This is a genomic window from Nocardia sp. NPDC057353 (assembly GCF_042667085.1).
Classification (GTDB): Bacteria; Actinomycetota; Actinomycetes; order Mycobacteriales; family Mycobacteriaceae; genus Nocardia.
Genome location: NZ_JBHVAK010000008.1, coordinates 1 through 18,250 on the forward strand (window position 1 = coordinate 1; position 18,250 = coordinate 18,250).

General features: G+C 73.3%; 17 protein-coding genes. 16 read left to right on the forward strand and 1 reads right to left on the reverse strand.

Annotated features, from left to right (window positions below):
* Positions 1–437: 437 nt before the first annotated feature.
* The 16 genes from ACFUUZ_RS05750 to ACFUUZ_RS05825 all read left to right on the forward strand — a co-directional run bounded on the left by ACFUUZ_RS05750 (position 438) and on the right by ACFUUZ_RS05825 (position 17,573).
* Entirely contained in the window at positions 438–2,042 is a 1,605-nt protein-coding gene (locus ACFUUZ_RS05750) for a cutinase family protein (protein ID WP_378692922.1), read from the forward strand.
* Positions 2,043–2,100: 58 nt separating this feature from the next.
* The gene (locus tag ACFUUZ_RS05755) at positions 2,101–3,510 is read left to right on the forward strand and encodes a hypothetical protein (RefSeq protein WP_378692924.1); all 1,410 of its coding nucleotides are present in this window, start codon (positions 2,101–2,103) and stop codon (positions 3,508–3,510) included.
* Between the two features lie 15 nt (positions 3,511–3,525).
* Positions 3,526–4,299, forward strand: coding sequence for a hypothetical protein (locus ACFUUZ_RS05760; RefSeq protein ID WP_378692926.1), 774 nt, complete (start codon positions 3,526–3,528; stop codon positions 4,297–4,299).
* Positions 4,300–4,478: 179 nt separating this feature from the next.
* Positions 4,479–4,952 (forward strand): hypothetical protein, encoded by a 474-nt coding sequence (locus ACFUUZ_RS05765; protein ID WP_233019333.1) that lies wholly within the window; start codon positions 4,479–4,481, stop codon positions 4,950–4,952.
* 46 nt (positions 4,953–4,998) lie between these two features.
* On the forward strand, positions 4,999–5,292 hold the full coding sequence (locus ACFUUZ_RS05770) for a hypothetical protein (RefSeq protein WP_378692928.1): 294 nt from the start codon (positions 4,999–5,001) through the stop codon (positions 5,290–5,292).
* The gene (locus ACFUUZ_RS05775) at positions 5,289–5,546 is read left to right on the forward strand and encodes a hypothetical protein (RefSeq protein WP_378612749.1); all 258 of its coding nucleotides are present in this window, start codon (positions 5,289–5,291) and stop codon (positions 5,544–5,546) included. The genes ACFUUZ_RS05770 and ACFUUZ_RS05775 overlap by 4 nt, the downstream gene beginning before the upstream one ends.
* A 29-nt stretch (positions 5,547–5,575) precedes the next feature.
* Positions 5,576–6,193 (forward strand): hypothetical protein, encoded by a 618-nt coding sequence (locus tag ACFUUZ_RS05780; protein ID WP_378692930.1) that lies wholly within the window; start codon positions 5,576–5,578, stop codon positions 6,191–6,193.
* 22 nt (positions 6,194–6,215) lie between these two features.
* Positions 6,216–7,034 carry a hypothetical protein gene (locus ACFUUZ_RS05785; RefSeq protein WP_378692932.1) on the forward strand — a complete coding sequence of 273 codons (819 nt, stop codon included), beginning with the start codon at positions 6,216–6,218 and terminating at the stop codon, positions 7,032–7,034.
* Between the two features lie 28 nt (positions 7,035–7,062).
* Positions 7,063–8,544, forward strand: a complete 1,482-nt coding sequence (locus ACFUUZ_RS05790; protein ID WP_378692934.1) for a hypothetical protein — start codon at positions 7,063–7,065, stop codon at positions 8,542–8,544.
* Positions 8,541–10,031 (forward strand): SCO6880 family protein, encoded by a 1,491-nt coding sequence (locus ACFUUZ_RS05795; RefSeq protein WP_378692936.1) that lies wholly within the window; start codon positions 8,541–8,543, stop codon positions 10,029–10,031. Before ACFUUZ_RS05790 ends, ACFUUZ_RS05795 begins: the two co-directional genes overlap by 4 nt.
* Before the next feature lie 7 nt (positions 10,032–10,038).
* Positions 10,039–12,696 (forward strand): hypothetical protein, encoded by a 2,658-nt coding sequence (locus ACFUUZ_RS05800; protein ID WP_378692938.1) that lies wholly within the window; start codon positions 10,039–10,041, stop codon positions 12,694–12,696.
* Between the two features lie 28 nt (positions 12,697–12,724).
* A complete protein-coding gene (locus tag ACFUUZ_RS05805; protein ID WP_378692940.1) occupies positions 12,725–13,033 on the forward strand; it encodes a transposase in 309 nt (102 codons plus the stop codon).
* 7 nt (positions 13,034–13,040) lie between these two features.
* Positions 13,041–14,726, forward strand: a complete 1,686-nt coding sequence (locus tag ACFUUZ_RS05810) for a peptidoglycan DD-metalloendopeptidase family protein (RefSeq protein WP_378692942.1) — start codon at positions 13,041–13,043, stop codon at positions 14,724–14,726.
* Between the two features lie 32 nt (positions 14,727–14,758).
* The gene (locus ACFUUZ_RS05815) at positions 14,759–15,319 is read left to right on the forward strand and encodes a hypothetical protein (protein ID WP_378692944.1); all 561 of its coding nucleotides are present in this window, start codon (positions 14,759–14,761) and stop codon (positions 15,317–15,319) included.
* A 29-nt stretch (positions 15,320–15,348) separates the two neighbouring features.
* Complete coding sequence (locus ACFUUZ_RS05820; RefSeq protein ID WP_378692946.1) at positions 15,349–17,187, forward strand: type IV secretory system conjugative DNA transfer family protein; 1,839 nt, start codon at positions 15,349–15,351, stop codon at positions 17,185–17,187.
* Positions 17,184–17,573 (forward strand): DUF4913 domain-containing protein, encoded by a 390-nt coding sequence (locus tag ACFUUZ_RS05825; protein WP_378692948.1) that lies wholly within the window; start codon positions 17,184–17,186, stop codon positions 17,571–17,573. The genes ACFUUZ_RS05820 and ACFUUZ_RS05825 overlap by 4 nt, the downstream gene beginning before the upstream one ends.
* A gap of 43 nt (positions 17,574–17,616) precedes the next feature.
* Here the strand turns inward: ACFUUZ_RS05825 and ACFUUZ_RS05830 are convergent, their stop codons facing one another.
* Positions 17,617–18,174, reverse strand: a complete 558-nt coding sequence (locus ACFUUZ_RS05830) for a hypothetical protein (RefSeq protein WP_378692950.1) — start codon at positions 18,172–18,174, stop codon at positions 17,617–17,619.
* Between the last annotated feature and the right edge of the window lie 76 nt (positions 18,175–18,250).

The window sequence follows — 18,250 nt, forward strand, 5'->3', positions numbered from 1 at the left end:
GGTGCCGAAGGCGCAAGCCTCGCGCGCTCGGACGCGAACCTCCCCGGGCCGCGAACCCGCGCGCCACAGGCGCGCCAAACCAACACTGGCAGTGCGGGGGCAGTGTCGTGATCTTGCGTCGCGACACGAACATGTCTCCGTTTGCCCGCAATTCGCCCCGGAGGGGTGGTTGCGGTGGTAACTTGCTTTCCGCGGCCGTTCCGGGCCGCGGGGCGCACCGGGCGCCGCGCGGGGAATTCGGAAAGTTGCGGTGTGCCGCCGAGCGATCGCCGTCGATGTGTCACGGACACCACGGTGTCCCGCGGAATGTTTCCGCCGTGCCCGCAGTCATAGCCGGAATCTGTTACGGTCTATTGCGTTTCGAAGCGTCCTGTTGGCTCGGCGATACGGACTGATTGCGAACCGCTATGGCAACGTACACGGGAAGAATCTCGGGAATGCTGGTCGCGTTCGCCGTCGCTGTGGCGACCGCGACCGCGGGGACAGCCGCAGCCCAGCCGCCCGCGGGTCCGTCCACGGAGCTGGAGATCGCGTCGTGTCCCGCGCTCTACGCGCTGGGTATCCAGGGCACCGGCGAGTCCTCGCCGGACGCCGCGCCGAGCACCGACACCGGGATGCTCTCCACCGTCTTCCGGCCGTTGCTCGCGAAGGCGAGCGAGCCGGGGCTGGTCGACCGCGCGTACGTGCCGTACGAGGCGGGCTTCGGCGGCGCCGTCGGCGGGCAGCAGGCGCCGTACTCGGAATCCATCTCCGGCGGGCTGATCCGGCTCCGCACCATGGCCAAGCAGGTCGCCGACCGCTGCGGCGACACCCGCTTCGCGATCGTCGGGTACTCGCAGGGCGCGCACGTCGCCTCCATGTTCGCCCAGGAGGTCGGGCAGGGGCACGGGGTGCTGGCCGCCGAGAAGGTCGCCGCCGTCGCGCTGTTCGGTGATCCCACCCGCAATCCGGGCGCCCCGCTGTTCCCCGGCGCGCCGGGCAAGGCCGCGCCGGACGCCGCGCCCGGCGTCGAGGGCGCCGAGATCGCGAACATCGCCGCCCTGCCGCAGGCGCCCGCCACCGGCGGCGGCATCGGCCCGGAGCGGGACCGGGCGGCCAACTTCGGCTCGCTCACCGGTCGGGTCGCGAGCTTCTGCGCCGCGGGCGATCTCGCCTGCGACGCCCCCGAGGGCGCCCCGATCCTGCGGGCCGTTGCCAATATCGCGGGCCAGGCCAAGCTGAGCGGCGGCGACCCGATCGCCTCGCTGGTCTCGATCTCGCAGGCGCTGGCCTTCACCTCGATCAAGACCGCCACCAAGGTGGTGAACGAGGACATCTCCGGCACCTCGCTGGCGAATCTCTCGCTGGCGCCGAAGCAGTCGATCTCGCAGCGGCTGGCCGAGGCCTCCGACCCGCGCACCCCGCTCGACCTGAACGGCGCCTTCAAGGCCATGCTCAAGGTCGGCATGATCGGGCTGAACGCCGTGGTCACGGTGGTGAAGACGGTGCTGAACCCGACCGCCATCGCCGAGCTCGCCACGGCCGCGCTGAGCAACCCGCCCGCCGCGCTGCTCATGCTCGGGACCAAGCTGCTCGGCGCGATCCCGCAGCTGATCCCGCCCACCACGGTCTCCCGCCTGGTCACCCAGGCCTTCGACGCGGTGGTGCAGAACATCACCGACAACAGCGAGCTGCTGAACACCACCACCTGGGTCCGCTACTGGGACACGGTGCAGCGGCACGGGGCCTACGGCAGCGCCGCCGTCTCGGCCGACGGGGACGCGCCGACGCAGTTCGTGGCGGACTGGCTGGCGGCGACGGCGCACGACATCCACGCGACCGTCGGCAGCGGGGGAAAGCCGTCCGGCGCGGCGCCGAAGGTACCGACCGGATTCTTCGACGGCAGCTCCGGCGCGTCTCCGACACCGGCTCCGTCGGGTACGGGACAATTCCCCTTCGGGAGTGGAGTCGACGGCGCCTCCGCCGGTGGCGCGGTGCCGTCGGCGCCCCCCGCCGACCGACCCGATTCCGCAGGCAACGCCTATCCGTTCTCCACGAACTGAACGCCGAGAAGGGCCGATTCATGCTGCACCACGCGCCCCGATCAGCGGGAATGGGGGAATGTTGAAGTCGTACAAAGAGCTGTCGCGATGGTACGGGGCGCTGGAGCCGGCGACCCCGGCCGCCGAGCCGGAGCGCCGAGCCGACCCCGACCCGGAGGCGGATCCCGCGCCGCCGGGCGCCCCGCTGCTCTCGGTCGACCCGGCCGACGCCGTCGAGGGGCGTCGGAAGGAGGGGGAGCCGGAGACCGCCGCGGACCGCGAGACCGTGCCCGACGCAGAGCGCGTGACGCGGGTCGAGGCCGACGCGGAGCGGGGGGCGGGGGGCGAGCCCGCCGCCGGGCGGGAAACCGCCGCTGATCGGGAACCGTCGGTCGCCGCCGAGGTGGTCGAGCCCGTGGTCGTCGAGCCCCCGGTCGAGCCGGTCGTCATCGCGCCCGCGGGCAGCGAGCCCGCGACCGCGGACACCGCGGACGACACCCCGCCGCCCCCGGTGATCGACGCCGAGGTGGTCCAGGTCGACACCGGCACCGCGGTGACCATCCCGCCCGCCGAGATCGACGACGAACTCAAGTTCCCCTGGGAGCGCGAGGCCGAAGCGGCCGCGGCCGCCGAGGAGGCGGACCGGGCCGACGTCTCCCGGCTGCGCCCGGCCGAACCCCTGGACGACACCGACCTGTTCGGCGATGCCGACCTCGCCGCCGACACCGTCACCCCGCTCACCGGGCACCGCGGCGAGCGGGAGCAGTGGGAGAACGACGACCGCTTCGACACCTACGTGCCGAGCGACGTGCCCGCGCAGCGCAGCGAATTCGTCGGCGGCTGGTCCGACTGGGTCGGCTCCGGGCGGTCCGCCGCCCCGACCCGGCCCGGCTGGGACGACGACGGCGCGGTGCGCACGCTGCCCGGCCCGCGCGCCGTGCGCGAGCAGGACCCGCCCGCCGACGGCAAGCGCCGCCGCGCCTTCGTCGTGCTCGGCGTCGCGGTGCTGCTGCTCGTGCTCGCCGCCTTCGGCGTGGTCTACCTGCTCGGCTCCGGCACCGAGCGCACCGGCTCGGAGCCGATCGTCCCCTCCGCCATGCAGATCGGCGGCGCGGGCGGCGCCGACTGCCCGACCGGCCGCACCCCGACCGAGGTGCGCGGCGCGGGCCGGGGCGGCGCGATGTCGGGGCCGGACGCCATCCTCGCCTTCCAGTACGCGTACTACGTGGACCGCAGCGGCAGCTCGGCCAGGCAGCTGGTGGCGCCGGACGCCGCGGTCTCGCCCGCCCCGGTGATCCAGCGCGGAATCGACTCCATCCCGGCCGGAACCACGCACTGCGTGCGGATCACCGGGGTGGGCGACAATCGATACTCGGTCGAGGTCACCGAACATCGGCCCGGTGGAGTCCCCGCGTCGTACAGCAGGCAGACGGTCACCACCGCGGAGATCGGCGGCCGCACCCTGATCACGGGCATCGCGGCCGGATAGAGGAGAGCAGTAGCGATGGGAGAGGACTGGAGTTCCCGGGCCGACCGGCAGCGACCGATCCTGGTGGTCGGGGGCTGTGGCGGCGCGGGCACGACGACGACGGTGCTCGGGCTCGCGGGTGCGCGGGCCGCGGGCGGCACCCCGACGGTGGCGGTCGACGCCACCGCGGCAGGCGGCGACCTGGCGCTGCGCGGCGCGGACGAACACCTGCACCCGATCAGCCTGCAGTCGTGGCTCTACGGCCGCGGCGACGACGAGCCCGCCCCGCTCAAGGAGTGCCTCTCCCGGGCCTCCTCCGGCATCGGGCTGCTCTGGCGGGACGAGGCCCCGCTGCGCCGCCGCGCGACGTATCTGACCGTGGCACGGGCGGTTTCGCAAGCGGGGTTCACCGCGGTCTACGACGGCGGGAGCCCGATCGCCGCGCGGCAGCTGCGCCCGCTGCTGGACGACGCGGAGATCGCGCTGGTGCTGGCGATCCCGTCGCGCACCGACGCCGCCAACCGGCTGCGGGTGACGCTGGAGTGGCTGGACGACCAGTTCGGCGCGGCCGACGAGGGGCAGGGCGGCGGCATCGTCGGCGACACCACCATCGTGGTCTCGCACCAGCTCCCGGACTCCGACTCGCGCGTCGCCGACCACCTGCGCGAGCACTTGGCGGGCTGGGTGCACGAGATCCGGGAGATCCCGTACGACCCGCACCTGGCCCGCGGCGAGCTGGTCCAGCACGGCGAACTGGCCGAGGCGACCAGGGCAGCCTACGACGAGCTACTGCGCGGAGTGGCATCATGACGGCGGCCATGAAACTTCCGCGCCGCTCCGAACCGGAGCCGAGGACGGCGGGCGTCATCGCTCCGCCGGAGTCCCGACGTGCTCCCATCTGGCAGCGTCCGGTGCCGGGAATCGGGCGGGCGCCGCTGGTCTGGGTGCTGGGTGTGCACGGCGGCGCCGGAGCCAGTACGCTCGCGCATGTGCTTGCGCCAGTGGCGGATTCGAGCCGCCGCTGGCCCGGCGTCTTCGAGCGTGAATCGCCGTTCGTCGTCCTCGTCGCCAGGGAGACCATCCCCGGGTTGACGCGCGCGCACGATCTGCTCCGCCAGCACCTCTCCGGCTACGCGGGCCGCGCCGACGTGCTCGGCCTGGTCACCGTCGCCGCCCGCCCCGGCAGGCTGCCCGCCGAGATCCGCCGCTACCGCGACGTGGTCGGCTCGCTGGCCGGCCAGCTCTGGCAGGTGCCGTGGGTCGAGGAGTGGACCCTGGTGGAGCCGGAGAAGCTGCCGGTGTGGACCCCGGGGGACGTGCAGCTGCCGCGCAAGCGCCGGATCGATCCGCTCGACGAGGTGCCGCCGGAGATCCACCGGCTCGGCTCCGAGATCGTCGCGGCGGCCCGCTCGGCGCTGCGCGAATCCAGCTACGACGCCGACGAGCGGATGTTCGAGGAGTGATCGCCGTGCCGAACCACGTCATCTCCGCTTTCAGAAAGGTATCCGGATGAGCGCGCTGCTGCTGGCCGTACAGGACGCGGGCGCGGTGCTCGCCCAGGTCGGCAACCCGACCCCGGAGGCACCGCCCGGCTCGGAGAAGATCCTCCAGCTGGTCCGCTACCTCACCTGGTTCGTGCTGCTCGCCGGGATCGTCGCGATCATCTACGCGGGCGGCAAGTTCGCCTGGGAGCGGTGGACCGGCGGCGGGCTGGAGTCGCCGAAGATGGTGGCGGGCGCCATGATCGGCGGCGTCGTCGCGACCAGCGCGGGCACCATCATGAACGCCGTCATCGGGACGTGAGGTCCGCCGTGCTCGCCTACAAACAGATGCCCGCGGACGTGCTCGAGCCGCTCATGCAGCTGCTGAACTGGCTGCTCTGGTTCGTCCTGCTGGTCTGCCTGGCCTGGATGATCCTGTCCGCCGGGCGGCTGTGGATGGCCTTCAAGTCCGATCTGGCCGTCAACGACGCGTCCTTCGGCGTGCTCATGAGCCTGCTCGGCGCGATCGTGGCCAGCACCGCCTCCGGCATCGCACTCGCGTTCCTGCCTGCGTGACGCCGACGGTCAGGGGGAGTTCCGACATCATGAACAGAATCCAGGCGAGCGGCGCCGGTGCCGTCGGCGTGGCGCTGCTGCTCGCGGCCACCGCGTGCGGCGGCGGCGATGCGGGCGAGTCCGGCCCCGACCTGAACGCCGCGCCGACCAACGTGCGCTGGCAGCCCTTCCAGGGGGTCGCCCTGCCGCAGTCGGACCAGGGGCCGCGGTCGAGCGCGGACGGCGCCGCGACCGGCTTCGAGCACTCGCCGCCCGGCGCGGCGGTGGCCGCCATCGTGCACACCGTCCGGCTCTCCATCGCCCCGGACGGGCAGTGGTCGCAGGTGGTGAACCGGGAGGTCGTGCCGGGCCCCGCGCGCGACGAGTGGGCGATCAACCGGGTGCAGCTCTCGATCACCGGCCCGGCCGCCGCGGAGTACGCGCCGCGGGTGCTCGGGTACCGGGTGACCGGGTACACCGACGAGCGCTCCACCGTCGACGTCTACACCGAGTACTCGGACTCCTCGCGCGCCGTCACGCACACCACCGTCGAGTGGTACGGCGAGGACTGGCGGCTGCGGCTGCCCGACCCGGACTCGACCGTGCGCCCGGTGGACGCGGTGGACCAGGTGCCGCCGGAGATCGTGCAGCTGGAGGCCCCGCAGTGAGCCCGCGGCCGGGGGAGGTGCCGTGAGCGGCAAGGATTCCGCGGCACCGCGCGAGCGGGTGTCGTTCGGCGCGGTGGCCTCCGCCGCGGTGCTCGCGCTCATCCTGATCGTCGGGGTCGTCGTGTACCTGAGCCGGGACGAGAACAGCGCCTCCGCGGCGCTGCCGCCCGCGGGGAGCACCGCGGAGGGAACCGGCTTCGCCGCGCCCGAGGCGGATTTCCTCGGCCGCCGGGTGGACATCCCGAACAACTCGGCCGGGCAGCCGCTGCCGCAGGACGCGAGCAAGCAGCGCAAGCCGAGCGACCCGGCCTGGCTCACCGCCGCCCCGATCGGGACGACGGCGCCGCAGGGCTGGCAGCGGGTGTACGGCGCCTCGGTGCCGTTCTCCACCTCGGACGGCCCGGCCCGGATCGAGAACGGCCTCGCCGTCGGCTACGCGCACACCCCGCAGGGCGCCGCGCTGGCCGCCGCGCAGATCACCTACCGGCTGAACGCGCGCCCGGCCAACCGCGACCTGTACGTCACCCAGGTGCGGGTCTCGCCGCAGCAGCTGGCCGCGTACGAGACCGCGCTGGCCGCGGACAAGCTGCCGGAGCAGCAGCCGGAGAAGGTCACCCGCTACCTGGTGGCCCCGGACGCCTTCAAGATCGACGACTACGCGGACGACCTGGCCATCGTGCGGCTCGCCGCGCGCGGCCCGGTCGTCGACGGCAAGCAGCTGTGGGCCGCCGTCCGGCTGGTGGTGGTGTGGGACGCGGGCGACTGGCGGCTCAAGCCGACCACGTCGACCAACGCGCAGACCGAATACCTCGAGACGCTCGAGGGGTGGACCCGATGGTGATCAGGCACTACATCGAGGGGTGGACGCCATGATGCGGCGGATAATCACGATTCTCGCGGTCGTCTTCACGGTGATGATGGCGACGCCCATGATCGCCTACGGCCAGACCTACGGCTTCGACGAGGCGTGCAACGAGCTGCACGACACCCTCGACGGCGTCGGCATTCCCGGTGTCTCGCTGGGCGATGCCGCCTCGGCGGTGTGCAAGGCGGGCAATGCCGCCTCGCATCCGGGCGAGGCCGCGACCGCGGTCAAGGACAAGGCGTGGGACTCGACCTTCGGCAATGTGGTCGACTCGCTGATGAACGGCCTCGGCGAGGCCATCTCGCTGGCGCTGACCTTCTGGATGCGGGTGCCGAACGAGGCGGCCAGCGACTCCGGGTCGCTCTTCACCAAGATCAACGAGTACACGTACCAGATCCAGATCATGCTGCTCATAGCCTCGGTGATCCTCTCCGGCGCGCGGCTCGCCGCGGCCAGGCGCGGGGCCGCGGTGAGCGAGGCGGCCGAGTCCTTCCGGATGTTCGCCCGGGTGGTGTTCAGCTCCTGGATGCTCGGCGCGGTGATCGTGGCGGGCACCCAGGCCTCGGATCGCTTCGCGGACTGGCTGATCCAGGACGCCACCAACGGCAATGCCAAGGACATGGCCGAGCTGATGGTGAAGACCAGCAAGCTGCAGGCGTTCTCGCCCGGCCTGGTGCTGATCATCGCGATCGTCGGGCTGCTCGGCGCGCTGGCGCAGATCGTGCTCGCCATCGTCAGGCAGGGGCTGCTGATCATCGCGGCGGGGGTGCTGCCGCTGGCCGCGGCCTCGTCCGGGATGGACATCGGCAAGTCCTCGTACCAGAAGCTGGTCGGCTGGATCATCGCCTTCATGCTCTACAAACCGGTGGCCGCCATCGTCTACATGATCGCCTTCACCACCGCCGGGCACGTGGACGGCATGACCCCGACCGGCGGGCTGCCGGAGGGCGAGGAGGCGCAGCGCATGCTGGTCGCCATCGTGCTGCTCTGCTCGGTCGCGTTCGTGCTGCCCGCGCTCATGCGGCTGGTCACCCCGGCGGTCGCCATCGTCGGCAGCGGCGGCTCCGGCCTCACCGCGACCGGCGGCACGCTGGTGGCGGCGGCTGCCCTCGGCGCCATGGGCACCAAGGCGGTCGGCACCCGCACCGCCGCGGCGCCCGGCCGGGCCGGCTACGTCAGCGGCAGCGGCACCGGGCCGCGGCCCCCCGGCGGCGCGGGCGGGATGCGGCCGTCGCCGCGGCCGACCCCGCCGCGCGGCGGGGGAGGTGGGGCGGGCAATGCCGCCGCCCCGCCGCCTGCGCGCGCCTCCGGGCCCGCGGGCGCGGGCGGGGTAGCGTCCGGGGCGTCCAGGGTGGCAGGCCGGGTCGCGTCCGCGCGCGCCGCCACCTCGGGGATGAACCGGGCGGATCAGGCCATGGGCGACATGGCGGGTGACCGCTGGACCAACCGGTCGCCCGATCTCGGGAGGAGCACCATTCCGCGATGACGAGTACCGAGACCTACGAGCGCCGGTCCTACGGCCTCTGGCAGAAACCCCGCAGCGCAGGGCTGTTCGGCCTGCGCTGGGAGGAGACCGTCATCGGTTTCGTCGTCGTGATCACCGCGCTGATCTGCGCGATGGTCGGCGGCTTCCAATGGGGGGTGATCGTCGGCGGCGTCGGCGTCGTCGTGATGGTGCCACTGGTGTGGCGGACCGGGGGTCGCTCCGGGTACGAGACGGGAATCATGATGTTCAACTGGATGCGGTCGCGGAATCGCGGCGAGCACGTGTACCGCGGCGGCCGGTTCTCCCGGATCCCCGGTGGCGTCACCCGGCTGCCGGGGCTGCTCGCGCCCTCCAAGCTCTACGAGGGCATCGACGCGGGCGGCTACAGCTTCGGCATGATCCACCTGCCGCAGTTCGCGCAGTACACGGTGGTGCTGCGGGCCTGGCCGCAGGGGCACGAGGCGGTGGACCAGCCGGTCATCGACCGCTGGGTCTCGGCCTGGGGCACGTTCCTCGCCTCGGTCGGCCAGACCAGCGACATCATCGCCGTCGTCCCGGTGATCGACACCGTGCCGGAGACCGGCAACCGGCTGCTCACCGAGGTCTCCACGATCACCCGCCCGGAGGCGCCGGACCTGGCGCAGCAGGTGATGTACGAGCTCGCCACCGAGCTGCCGCAGGAGCGGGTGCAGCTGCTGCCCCGGGTCGCGATCACCTTCAAGGCCACCACCGCCGAGCGGCGCAAGAACCCGGCCGAGGAGGCGGTGGAGATCGGGCGCAGGCTGCCCGGCATCTGCGCCGCGCTGGCCGAGGCGGGCGTGCGGGCGCAGCCGATGGCGGCCGAGGAGGTCATCGCCTTCATCCGGCGCAGCTACGACCCGGCCGCGCAGGCCGACCTCGAGGTCGCCGCGGGCGAGCCCGGCGGGCACGGCCTGGACTGGGCCGACGCCGGGCCGGTCTCGCACGACGAGAAGTGGGACCACCTGCTGCACGACGGCGGGCGCTCGGTCACCTGGGAGATGGACGCCGCCCCCGAGGGCGCCGTCGACGAGCGGGTGCTGCAGCGCCTGCTGGCGCCGAACCCGGAGGTGCCGCGCAAGCGGATCGCCATCGTGTACCGGCCGCACTCGGCCGCGGACGCCGCCGAGATCGTCGACGACGACTTCAAGAACGCGCTGGTGGCGCAGCAGAGCGAACGCGGCGTCGTGTCGGCCGCGGCGACCCTGCGGGTGGGCGCCACCCAGCAGGCGAGAGAGGAACAGGCACGTGGTCACGGCGTCACGCGGTTCGGCGCGCTCGTGACCATCACCGAACCGATGCGCGGCGACCTGCCGCGCATCGAGGCGATTACCCGCGACCTGTCCACACAGGCGCGGTTGAAGATCCGGCGGTGCTACCGGTACCAGGCGGCGGCCTTCGCGGCCTCCCTCGGGTGCGGTGTCATCCTGCCGGAGCACGCGACCATTCCGAAGGCATTGGCGGGGTGAGCGAACCATGGCACGTGACTACGAACCACCGGTCCGGGACCGGGGGAGCGCCCCGGCCCGCCGCGGCTCCCGGCGCGACGCGCGGGAGAACCGGGGTGACCACGAACAGTGGGCCGACCCGGCGCTGACCGAGCCGCCCCGGCGTCGGCCCGCGCCGCCGACGCTGGAGCCGCCGGACAGCGAGGGGCGCCCGCGCGGACGTCGCGCGCCGGACGCCCCGCCGCGGCAGCGCGACGACGCCGCGCGCCGCGCGCCCGCCGACCCGGAGGGCGAACCCCGGCGCGCACCCGAGCGGCGCCGCCCGCCCGAGAGTGCTCGCCGCGCACCCGAATCCGGCCCGCCCGCGCCCGAGGCGCGGCGTGCGCCCGTCGACCACGACGTCGAGCGCAGGACCGCGGCCGAGAGCGCGCGGCGTGCGCCGGAATCCGGTCGCCCGCCCACCGAGGCGCGGCGCGGCCCGAGCGAGGCCGACACCGGCCGCAGGCCCGCCGTCGAGCGGCGCGCGCCCGAGCCGGGGCGCCCGTCGGCCGAGGCGCGGCGTGCGGCGATCGACGGGGATACCGGGCGGCGACCGGCCGCCGAGCGGCGGGCGGCGGAGAGCCGTCGCGCATCGATCGACGGGGACACCGTGCGCAGGCCCGCGGCCGAGGGCGGACGCCGGGATTCCGGGCACGATTCGATCGAGAACGGCCGCCGCGCCGCGGAATCGGCGCGCGCCGCCGCCGAGGCCCGCCGCGGCACCGCGCCGCGCCGCGGCGACGCGGAGATCGCCCGCCGCTCCCCGGACGACGTCGCCCCGCGCAGGCAGCCGGAGCCGCCGGCTCCGCGCCGGACGCGCCGCCCGGCGAACCTGCGCAAGGACCGGCAGCCCCGCGACCGCCGCGACCAGAAGCCGGACTACACCGCCGACCGCGCCATGGGCAATGCCGCCGACCCGGCCGCCCGCCGCGCCAAGGCCAAGGCGGACAAGCGCAAGCAGCAGGGCCCGGCGATCCTGGACGACGCCACCCGCGCCCAGCTGGAGGCGATCGCCCGCGAGCAGAACGGCCTGCGCGCGGTCTGGGCGCAGTTCCGGATCACCACCGACGACGCCCGCCGCCGCAATGCCGCCGCCCGCACCGAGCAGGCGCACGAGGACGGCTTCGACCGCGCCACCGCGCAGCTCACCGACCGCGGCTACGCGGGCCCCGGCGGCGGCCGGATGAACGTGGTCGGCCGACCCGTCGAGTACCGCGCCACCACGGCGCAGGTGGCCGGGCTCTGGCCGTGGTCGGTCGGCGCGGGCGCGCCGCTGATCGGCACCCCGCTCGGCTCGCACCTGCACACCGGCGCCCCGGTCTGCTTCGACCCGATGAACTGGTTTCTGCGCGGCAGCTTCATCACCGCGCCCAGCCTGTTCGTGCTCGGGCTGAACGGCTTCGGCAAGTCCTCCCTGGTGCGCCGGATCGTGCTCGGCGGCATCGCCCAGGGCATCACCCCGCTGATCCTGGCCGACGTCAAGCCGGACTACCGCAAGATGGTGGAGATGGTCGGCGGCCAGGTCATCGACCTCGGCTACGGCCACGGCCAGCTGAACCCGCTGGCCGCGGGGGTGCTCGGCGCGGTGGTCCCGCTGCTGGACGAGCTGCCGGAGCTGCAGCTGCAGGTGCTGCAGGACCTGCGCGCCAGGCAGGTCACGCTGATCGCCGGGCTGGTCGAGCTGGTCCGCGGCGCCAGGGTGCGCGACTACGAGGAGACGCTGATCTCCACCGCGCTGCGCATCCTGTACCGGCCGGGCAGCGGCTACACCCCGGAGAGCCCGCCGATCATGGAGAACCTCCTCGAGGTGATCGTGGACGGCGGCGAGGAGCTCATGCTCGACGCGGGCGCCGACGACGAGGCCGAGTACCAGGTCGCCATCAAGAACCTGCGGCGCTCGCTGCGCGCGCTCACCCAGGGCCCGTTCGGCGCGGTCTTCAACGGCCAGACCTCGGTGCCGATCGACACCTCCGCGGTGGCGGTGGCGATCGACGTCTCGCACATCCCCACCGGCGACAAGAAGCTCAAGGCCGCGGTCATGCTGGCCTGCTGGGCGGATGGCTTCGCCTCGGTCGAGGCGGCGCACGTGCTCGCCGACGCCGGGCTCGGCCCGCAGCGCTACTTCCAGGTGGTGATGGACGAGCTGTGGCAGGTGCTCGGCCTCGGCGACTTCATGGTCGACCGGGTGGACGAGCTGACCCGGTTGCAGCGCACCATCGCGACCGCGCTGATCATGATCAGCCACACCATCAAGGACCTGCAGGCGCTCGGCTCCGAGGCGGCGATCGCCAAGGCGCTCGGCTTCCTGGAACGCGCGCGCGCCAAGATCTTCGGCGCGCTGCCCGCCGAGGAGCTCAACCGGCTGGACAGCACGGTGCCGTTCACCGCCGCCGAGCAGGAGATGGTGACCAGCTGGTCGGCGCCGCAGGCGCTCACCGGCGAAGCGCTGAAGCCGGGGCAGCAGCGGCCGTCGCCGCCCGGCACCGGCAAGTTCCTGCTCAAGATCGGCGAGGACCGCAGGCCGGGCATTCCGTTCCACATGGAGTTCACGCTCTCCGAGAAGGAGAGCGGGATCCACGAGACCAACCAGCGCTTCAGCGAGTTCACCGAGTCCACTCGGCGCGGTGATTCGGGGAGCGCGGCGTGAGCGGCCCGGCGGGCGAGAGGCGCGTCCGATGATGCCGCACCGGTCGTACCGCCGGGTCTCCCCGGAGGTGCGGCAGGCGGCGGTGCAGCAGGTGCTCGCGCTGGCGAGCACGCTGAGCAGCGAGTCCGAGGCGTGCCGGGTGGTGGCCGACCAGATCGGCGTGCACACCAACTCGGTGCGCAACTGGGTGCGCGCCGCCGAGGGGCCGAGCCTGGAGCGGATGGACGCGGCGGCGCTGCGCCGCAAGGTGGCGCTGCTGCAGCAGCAGCTCGCCGCCGCCGCCGAGATGAACCGGACCCTCGCCGACACCCTGAACGAGACCCGGCGCCGCACGTGAGCCCTCGGTGAACGCGCGCTCCGTCCTCTACCTCGCACTCGGCTCCGTCATCGGGCTCATCGCCGTGGTCCTGGTGATCGTGCTGCCCGCGGTCGAGGACCCGTGCGAGGACGCGAGCGTGCTCGGCTCCGGCTCGGTGCTGCCGCCGCTCGGTGGGTACGCCCCCGGCGACCCGCGCGCGGGCGCCACCGCGGCGCCGGAGGGCTCCGGCTGGCTGAACGCGCCCTCCGCGTCGGCGAGTCCATCGGTCACCGACACCCCGTCGCTCGCCGCGGGCGCGGGCCCGCTGCGCCGCACGCTGCCGCTGGCCACCGGCACCTACTCGGTCTCCGACTCCTTCGGCACCCGCGGCGGCGCGCACCGCGGCGTCGACTTCGCCGCCGCCGACGGCACCCCGATCTACTCGGTCGCCGACGGCAGGGTGGTCGCCGCAGGCCCCGCCTCCGGCTTCGGCAATTGGATCGTCATCGACTCGGTGGACACCAACGGCCGCGCCTACTCCGCGGTGTACGGCCACATGTGGGACAGCGGCGTCGGGGTCGCGGTCGGCGAGACCGTGCGCGCGGGCCAGCCCATCGGCGAGGTCGGCTCGGCGGGCGAGTCCAGCGGCCCGCACCTGCACTTCGAGGTCGTCCCCGGCGGCCGCTTCACCGGGGGCAGGCAGATCGACCCGATGCCGTGGCTGGACGGCGCGCCGACCCCGGACGTCGGTGGTGCGCAAGCCTACTCGGCCGACCCGCGGTGCAGCCGCGGCTTCGGCAGCGCGGGCGGCGCGCTGGCGGGCGGCAAGGTCCCGGCGGAGCTGGAGATCTGGTACCGCAGGGCGGGCTCGCTGTGCCCGGAGATTACCCCCTCGCTGCTGGCCGCGCAGGCCAGGCAGGAGTCCGGCTTCCGGCGCGGGCTGACCTCGCCCGCGGGCGCGCAGGGGCTGGCCCAGTTCCTGCCCGGCACCGCGGCCTCCACCAACCCGGACGACGGCCAGCCCTACGTCATCGACGCCGACGGCAACGGCACCGCCAGCGTGTGGGACGACGGCGACGCCATCATCGGCCAGGGCCGCTACATGTGCGCCATCGCGGGCAAGATCAGGGGCTGGATCGCGGACGGCCGGGTCCGCGGCGACCTGGTCCCGCTCACGCTGGCCGCCTACAACGCGGGCGAGGGCGCGGTGCTCGCCTCCGGCGGCATGCCGAACCAGTACGCCGCGCACCTCTCCGAAACCGCGCCCTACGTGCGCAATATCCTCGCCATGGAGCCGGAGTACCGCGATCCGGGCTCGAACGGGCGCTTCACCCCGGAGGAGGGCGGCGGCACCGCCCAGGTGCTCGCCGCCGCGCAGGAGTGGGTCGGCACCCCGTACGTCTGGGGCGGCGGCGGGCCGCAGGGCCCGAGCAGCGGTGGCCTGGACGGGCCCGGCCTCACCGCCGCGGCGGTCTTCGCGGCCTCGTCCGGCACGGTCACGCTGCCGCGCACCGCCGAGCAGCAGTGGGAGGCGGGCGCCGAGGTGCCGCTGGCCCAGGCCGCCCCCGGCGACCTGGTCTTCAGCGATTTCGGCACGCGCGGCCCGGCGCAGGTCGGGGTGTTCGCCGGGAACGGCGGCATGATTCAGGCGGTGCCGGGCGCGAACGGTCAGGGCGGCGGCGTCACCGAGGTGCCGGTGCCCGGCGACGCCAGGGTGAGGAGGGTGCTGTGAATGCTCGGTCGACGTGCGCGGACGGGTTAACCTTGAGCGGTAAGGGGAAATCACGCGCGACGCTGGTGGTGGTGCTGATGGCGGGCATCGCGGTGCTGCTCGCCGCCTGCGGCGGCCGGGATCCGGACCCGGCCGCGCCCGGCGGGTCGAACGGGGCCGCCACCACCACCCGGCTGCTCGAGGCCGTCCCGGCGCCGGACCCGGTGACCCCGGACGGGGTCGCGGTGGCGGCGCTGCGCGAGATCTACACCTGGAACCCGGCCGCCGAGGTGCCGGGTGACTCCCTCGCCAGGGCCCGGAAGTTCCTCGGCCCCAGCCTGATCCGCACCGCGGAGGCGCCCGCCGGGGAGGCGGCGAAGCCGACGCTGCAGTGGGGGGAGTGGGCCGCCGCGGGGGCGACGGTGCGCGCCTTCACCTTCGCGTCCGGGGAGCGGCCGCCCGCCGCGGCCGACCCGAACGTGCAACAGTTCAAGATCGGAATCGAGCAGACCGTCGAGTACCCGAACGGTCGGCAGGAGCCGCTGCCGCCCGCCACCGTCATCGCCACGGTGGTGCGGACCGGCGACGGCTGGCGGCTCGACGGTTTCCGCTGATCGTCCCATCTCAGAGTCCGGAGGAGCGCATGGCTAAGAAGAACGTGGTCAAGGATCCCGCGGCGGTGGGTCCCGACCTCGGTTTGTACGCCGTCTACGCGGGCTTCGCGGTCTTCGGCACGCTGTACGTCGCGCTGCACCTGGGCAACCGCTTCGTGACGCCCGCGCAGACGATGCCGTTCAACCCGGTCGACATCGTGATCCAGCTGGTCAAGGGCGAGATCCGCTGGCCGCCCGCGACCACGGCGCTGATCCTGCTCGTCATCGCCGCCGTCGTCGCCTTCGTCTGGCTCCGCAAGCGCCGGGCCAAGAAGGCGGCGGTCGGCAGGCTCGGCGTGGACGACCGGGCCGACAAGATGGGCAACGGCGGCGCCATCGCCGCGCTCACCGAGGCCGGGGTGCGGAGCAAGGCCGAGCAGCTCGGCATGCGGCTCGGCGCCGACGACAGCCCGGGCGTTCCGATCGGCATCGGCGTCGCCGACGGCGTCATGCTCTACGGCTCGTACGAGGACCTGCACCTGGACATCTGGGGTCCGCGGCAGGGCAAGTCCACGTCCAGGGTGATCCCGGCCATCCTCACCGCCATCGGCCCGGTCCTCGCCACCTCGAACAAGCGCGACGTGGTGGACGCCACCCGGGACGTCAGGCAGCTCAAGGGCAGCCCGACCTTCGTCTTCGACCCGCAGAACGTGGCGGGCGAGGAGCCCACCTGGTTCTGGGACCCGCTCAAATGGGTGGATGCCGCGCACGAGGGCTGCGAGATGCGCGCCGCCCGGCTGGCCGGGCACTTCGCCGACGGCGACGACGGCGAGGACGCCAAGGGCGACGCCTTCTTCGACCCCGAGGCCGAGGATCTGCTGGCCGGGCTCTTCCTGGCCGCCGCGGTCGGCGACGGGCCGGGGAATCCGCGCCCGATCACCCAGATCTGGGAGTGGGTCACCAACCCGCTCGACACCGAGCCGATCGAGCTGCTGCGCCAGGCCAGGCACCACTTCACCGCCTCCGGCCTGTCCTCCCAGTACAACGCCGACCCGCGCACGAAGAGCGGCATCTTCGGCACCGCCAAGAAGATGGTGCGCTGCCTCAAGCTCTCCAACGTGCACCCGTGGGTCTCCCGCGGCGACGACCGCCGCGAATTCGACGAGCTGGAGTTCCTGGAGCGCAACGGCACCCTCTACAGCCTCTCGCTCGAGGGCCGCGGCTCGGCGTCGCCGCTGGTGAGCGCGCTCACCGAGGCGGTGATCGACGTGGCGATGCGCAAGGCGTCGAGGTCGCGCGGCGGCAGGCTGCCGATCCCGCTGCTCGCGGTGCTCGACGAGGCCGCGAACGTGGTGCGCTGGAAGGACCTGCCCAAGCAGTACAGCCACTTCGGCTCGCGCGGCATCGTGGTCATGACGGTGCTGCAGTCCTGGGCGCAGGGCGTGCGCTGCTGGGGGCAGGCCGGGATGAACGCGCTCTGGGCCGCCGCGAACATCAAGGTGCTGGGAAGCGGGGTTGACGACACCAACTTCCTGCGCGAGCGCTCCGAGGCGATCGGCTCGCACGACGCCATCTCGCAGTCGGTCTCGGAATCCTCGGGCGGCAAGAGCTATTCGCGCTCGCTCGGCTCGTCCACCACGCTCAGCGTGCAGGCCCTGGCCCAGCTGCCGCGCGGCCGGATCGTCGTGTTCGCCTCCGGCGCGCCGCCGGTACTCGTTCGGACGGTGCCGTGGTGGGAAGGCGAGTACGCTGCCGAAGTGAAGAACTCCATCTCGCAGCACGATCCGCAGCGCAAGACGGAGATCACCGACCTCTACGGGTCGCCGTCGCTCGACAAGAAGATCGCCGGCGAGGATCAGGGGCAGATCGAGGAGGTGCGGCCGCTGTGACGGAACCGCAGCAGCAGCAACCCATGGTCTACGCGACCGTGGTGGAGTTCGTGGAGAACTACCTGAGCGTGGTGTACCAGCGCCAGGTCACCGACCTGGGGGACACCGTCTGGTGCCCGGAGTGGTACAAGCACGCCGAGGCGGCGGCCCGGCTGGACGCGCTGTGGCGCGCCTGGGAGCACTACCGGCTGGACAGCGCGACCGGCATGAGCGTGTGGTTCCTCGACCACGCCGACCCGCACATGGCGAAGCTGTTCGACCCGCGCGGGCCGTTCAAGTACTGCAGCGTGCGCAACGGGCACAAGGACATGCTCAACCCGCTGCCGGTGAAGTCGCCGCAGCAGGGTATGTTCGCCGATCCCTCGATGGGGGAGTACCGGATCTGATCCCGGTCCGCGGGCGGTGGCAGACCGCCCGCGGGCCGCGGTCTCAGTTCCGGGTGCGCTGCAGGCCGCGCGGGTCCTGCTCGCGGCCGCCGCGCTGCACCGACGGCGCGTCCGGCCTGGTGCGGACCGCCTCCTCCGGCGGCCTGCCGTGGCCCGCCTCGACGAGCATCCGCACGGCCGCGAGTTCCGGTGCCACGCCGAGCCTTTCGAGGTGCTGCGCGATGGCGGTGCGGCGCTCCGCGGAGTCGTAGCGGATCGTCGGCGTCGCCGCGACGGCGGACTCGGCCGCCGCCATGCCGATGGAGTCGCGCTCGGCCGCGAGCTTGTCCTTCTCCAGCGACAGCCCCTTCGACGGCGTCGGCGCGCGGTCCATCAGCCTGCTCAGCTCGACATTGCGCGGGTCCTTGGACTTGGATTCCCTGGCCTCGCGAACCTGCAGCTCCCTGGCTTCCTTCATCCTGGCCTCGGTGACCTTGACGCGGGCCTCGGCTTCCTTCTGACCGCGTTCCCTGGTGCGGAGCGCGACCAGGGTCGCGATCTGCAACATGGTCCGCATCACCGCGGCGGTCTCTTTGCCGATGTCGTCCAATTCCTCGGCCATGGCTGCTCCCCGATGCCGCAGTTATCTGATGTGGTGGTGCACCAGACGAACGTCGCGGGACCTCCAGGGACCACTC

Coding starts and splice junctions, on each gene's coding strand:
- ACFUUZ_RS05750 (WP_378692922.1), top strand. CDS start 438: ATGCTGGTCGCGTTCGCCGTCGCTGTGGCGACCGCGACCGCGGGGACA.
- ACFUUZ_RS05805 (WP_378692940.1), top strand. CDS start 12,725: ATGATGCCGCACCGGTCGTACCGCCGGGTCTCCCCGGAGGTGCGGCAG.
- ACFUUZ_RS05800 (WP_378692938.1), top strand. CDS start 10,039: ATGGCACGTGACTACGAACCACCGGTCCGGGACCGGGGGAGCGCCCCG.
- ACFUUZ_RS05795 (WP_378692936.1), top strand. CDS start 8,541: ATGACGAGTACCGAGACCTACGAGCGCCGGTCCTACGGCCTCTGGCAG.
- ACFUUZ_RS05830 (WP_378692950.1), bottom strand. CDS start 18,174: ATGGCCGAGGAATTGGACGACATCGGCAAAGAGACCGCCGCGGTGATG.
- ACFUUZ_RS05820 (WP_378692946.1), top strand. CDS start 15,349: ATGGCTAAGAAGAACGTGGTCAAGGATCCCGCGGCGGTGGGTCCCGAC.
- ACFUUZ_RS05760 (WP_378692926.1), top strand. CDS start 3,526: ATGGGAGAGGACTGGAGTTCCCGGGCCGACCGGCAGCGACCGATCCTG.
- ACFUUZ_RS05780 (WP_378692930.1), top strand. CDS start 5,576: ATGAACAGAATCCAGGCGAGCGGCGCCGGTGCCGTCGGCGTGGCGCTG.
- ACFUUZ_RS05770 (WP_378692928.1), top strand. CDS start 4,999: ATGAGCGCGCTGCTGCTGGCCGTACAGGACGCGGGCGCGGTGCTCGCC.
- ACFUUZ_RS05790 (WP_378692934.1), top strand. CDS start 7,063: ATGATGCGGCGGATAATCACGATTCTCGCGGTCGTCTTCACGGTGATG.
- ACFUUZ_RS05755 (WP_378692924.1), top strand. CDS start 2,101: ATGTTGAAGTCGTACAAAGAGCTGTCGCGATGGTACGGGGCGCTGGAG.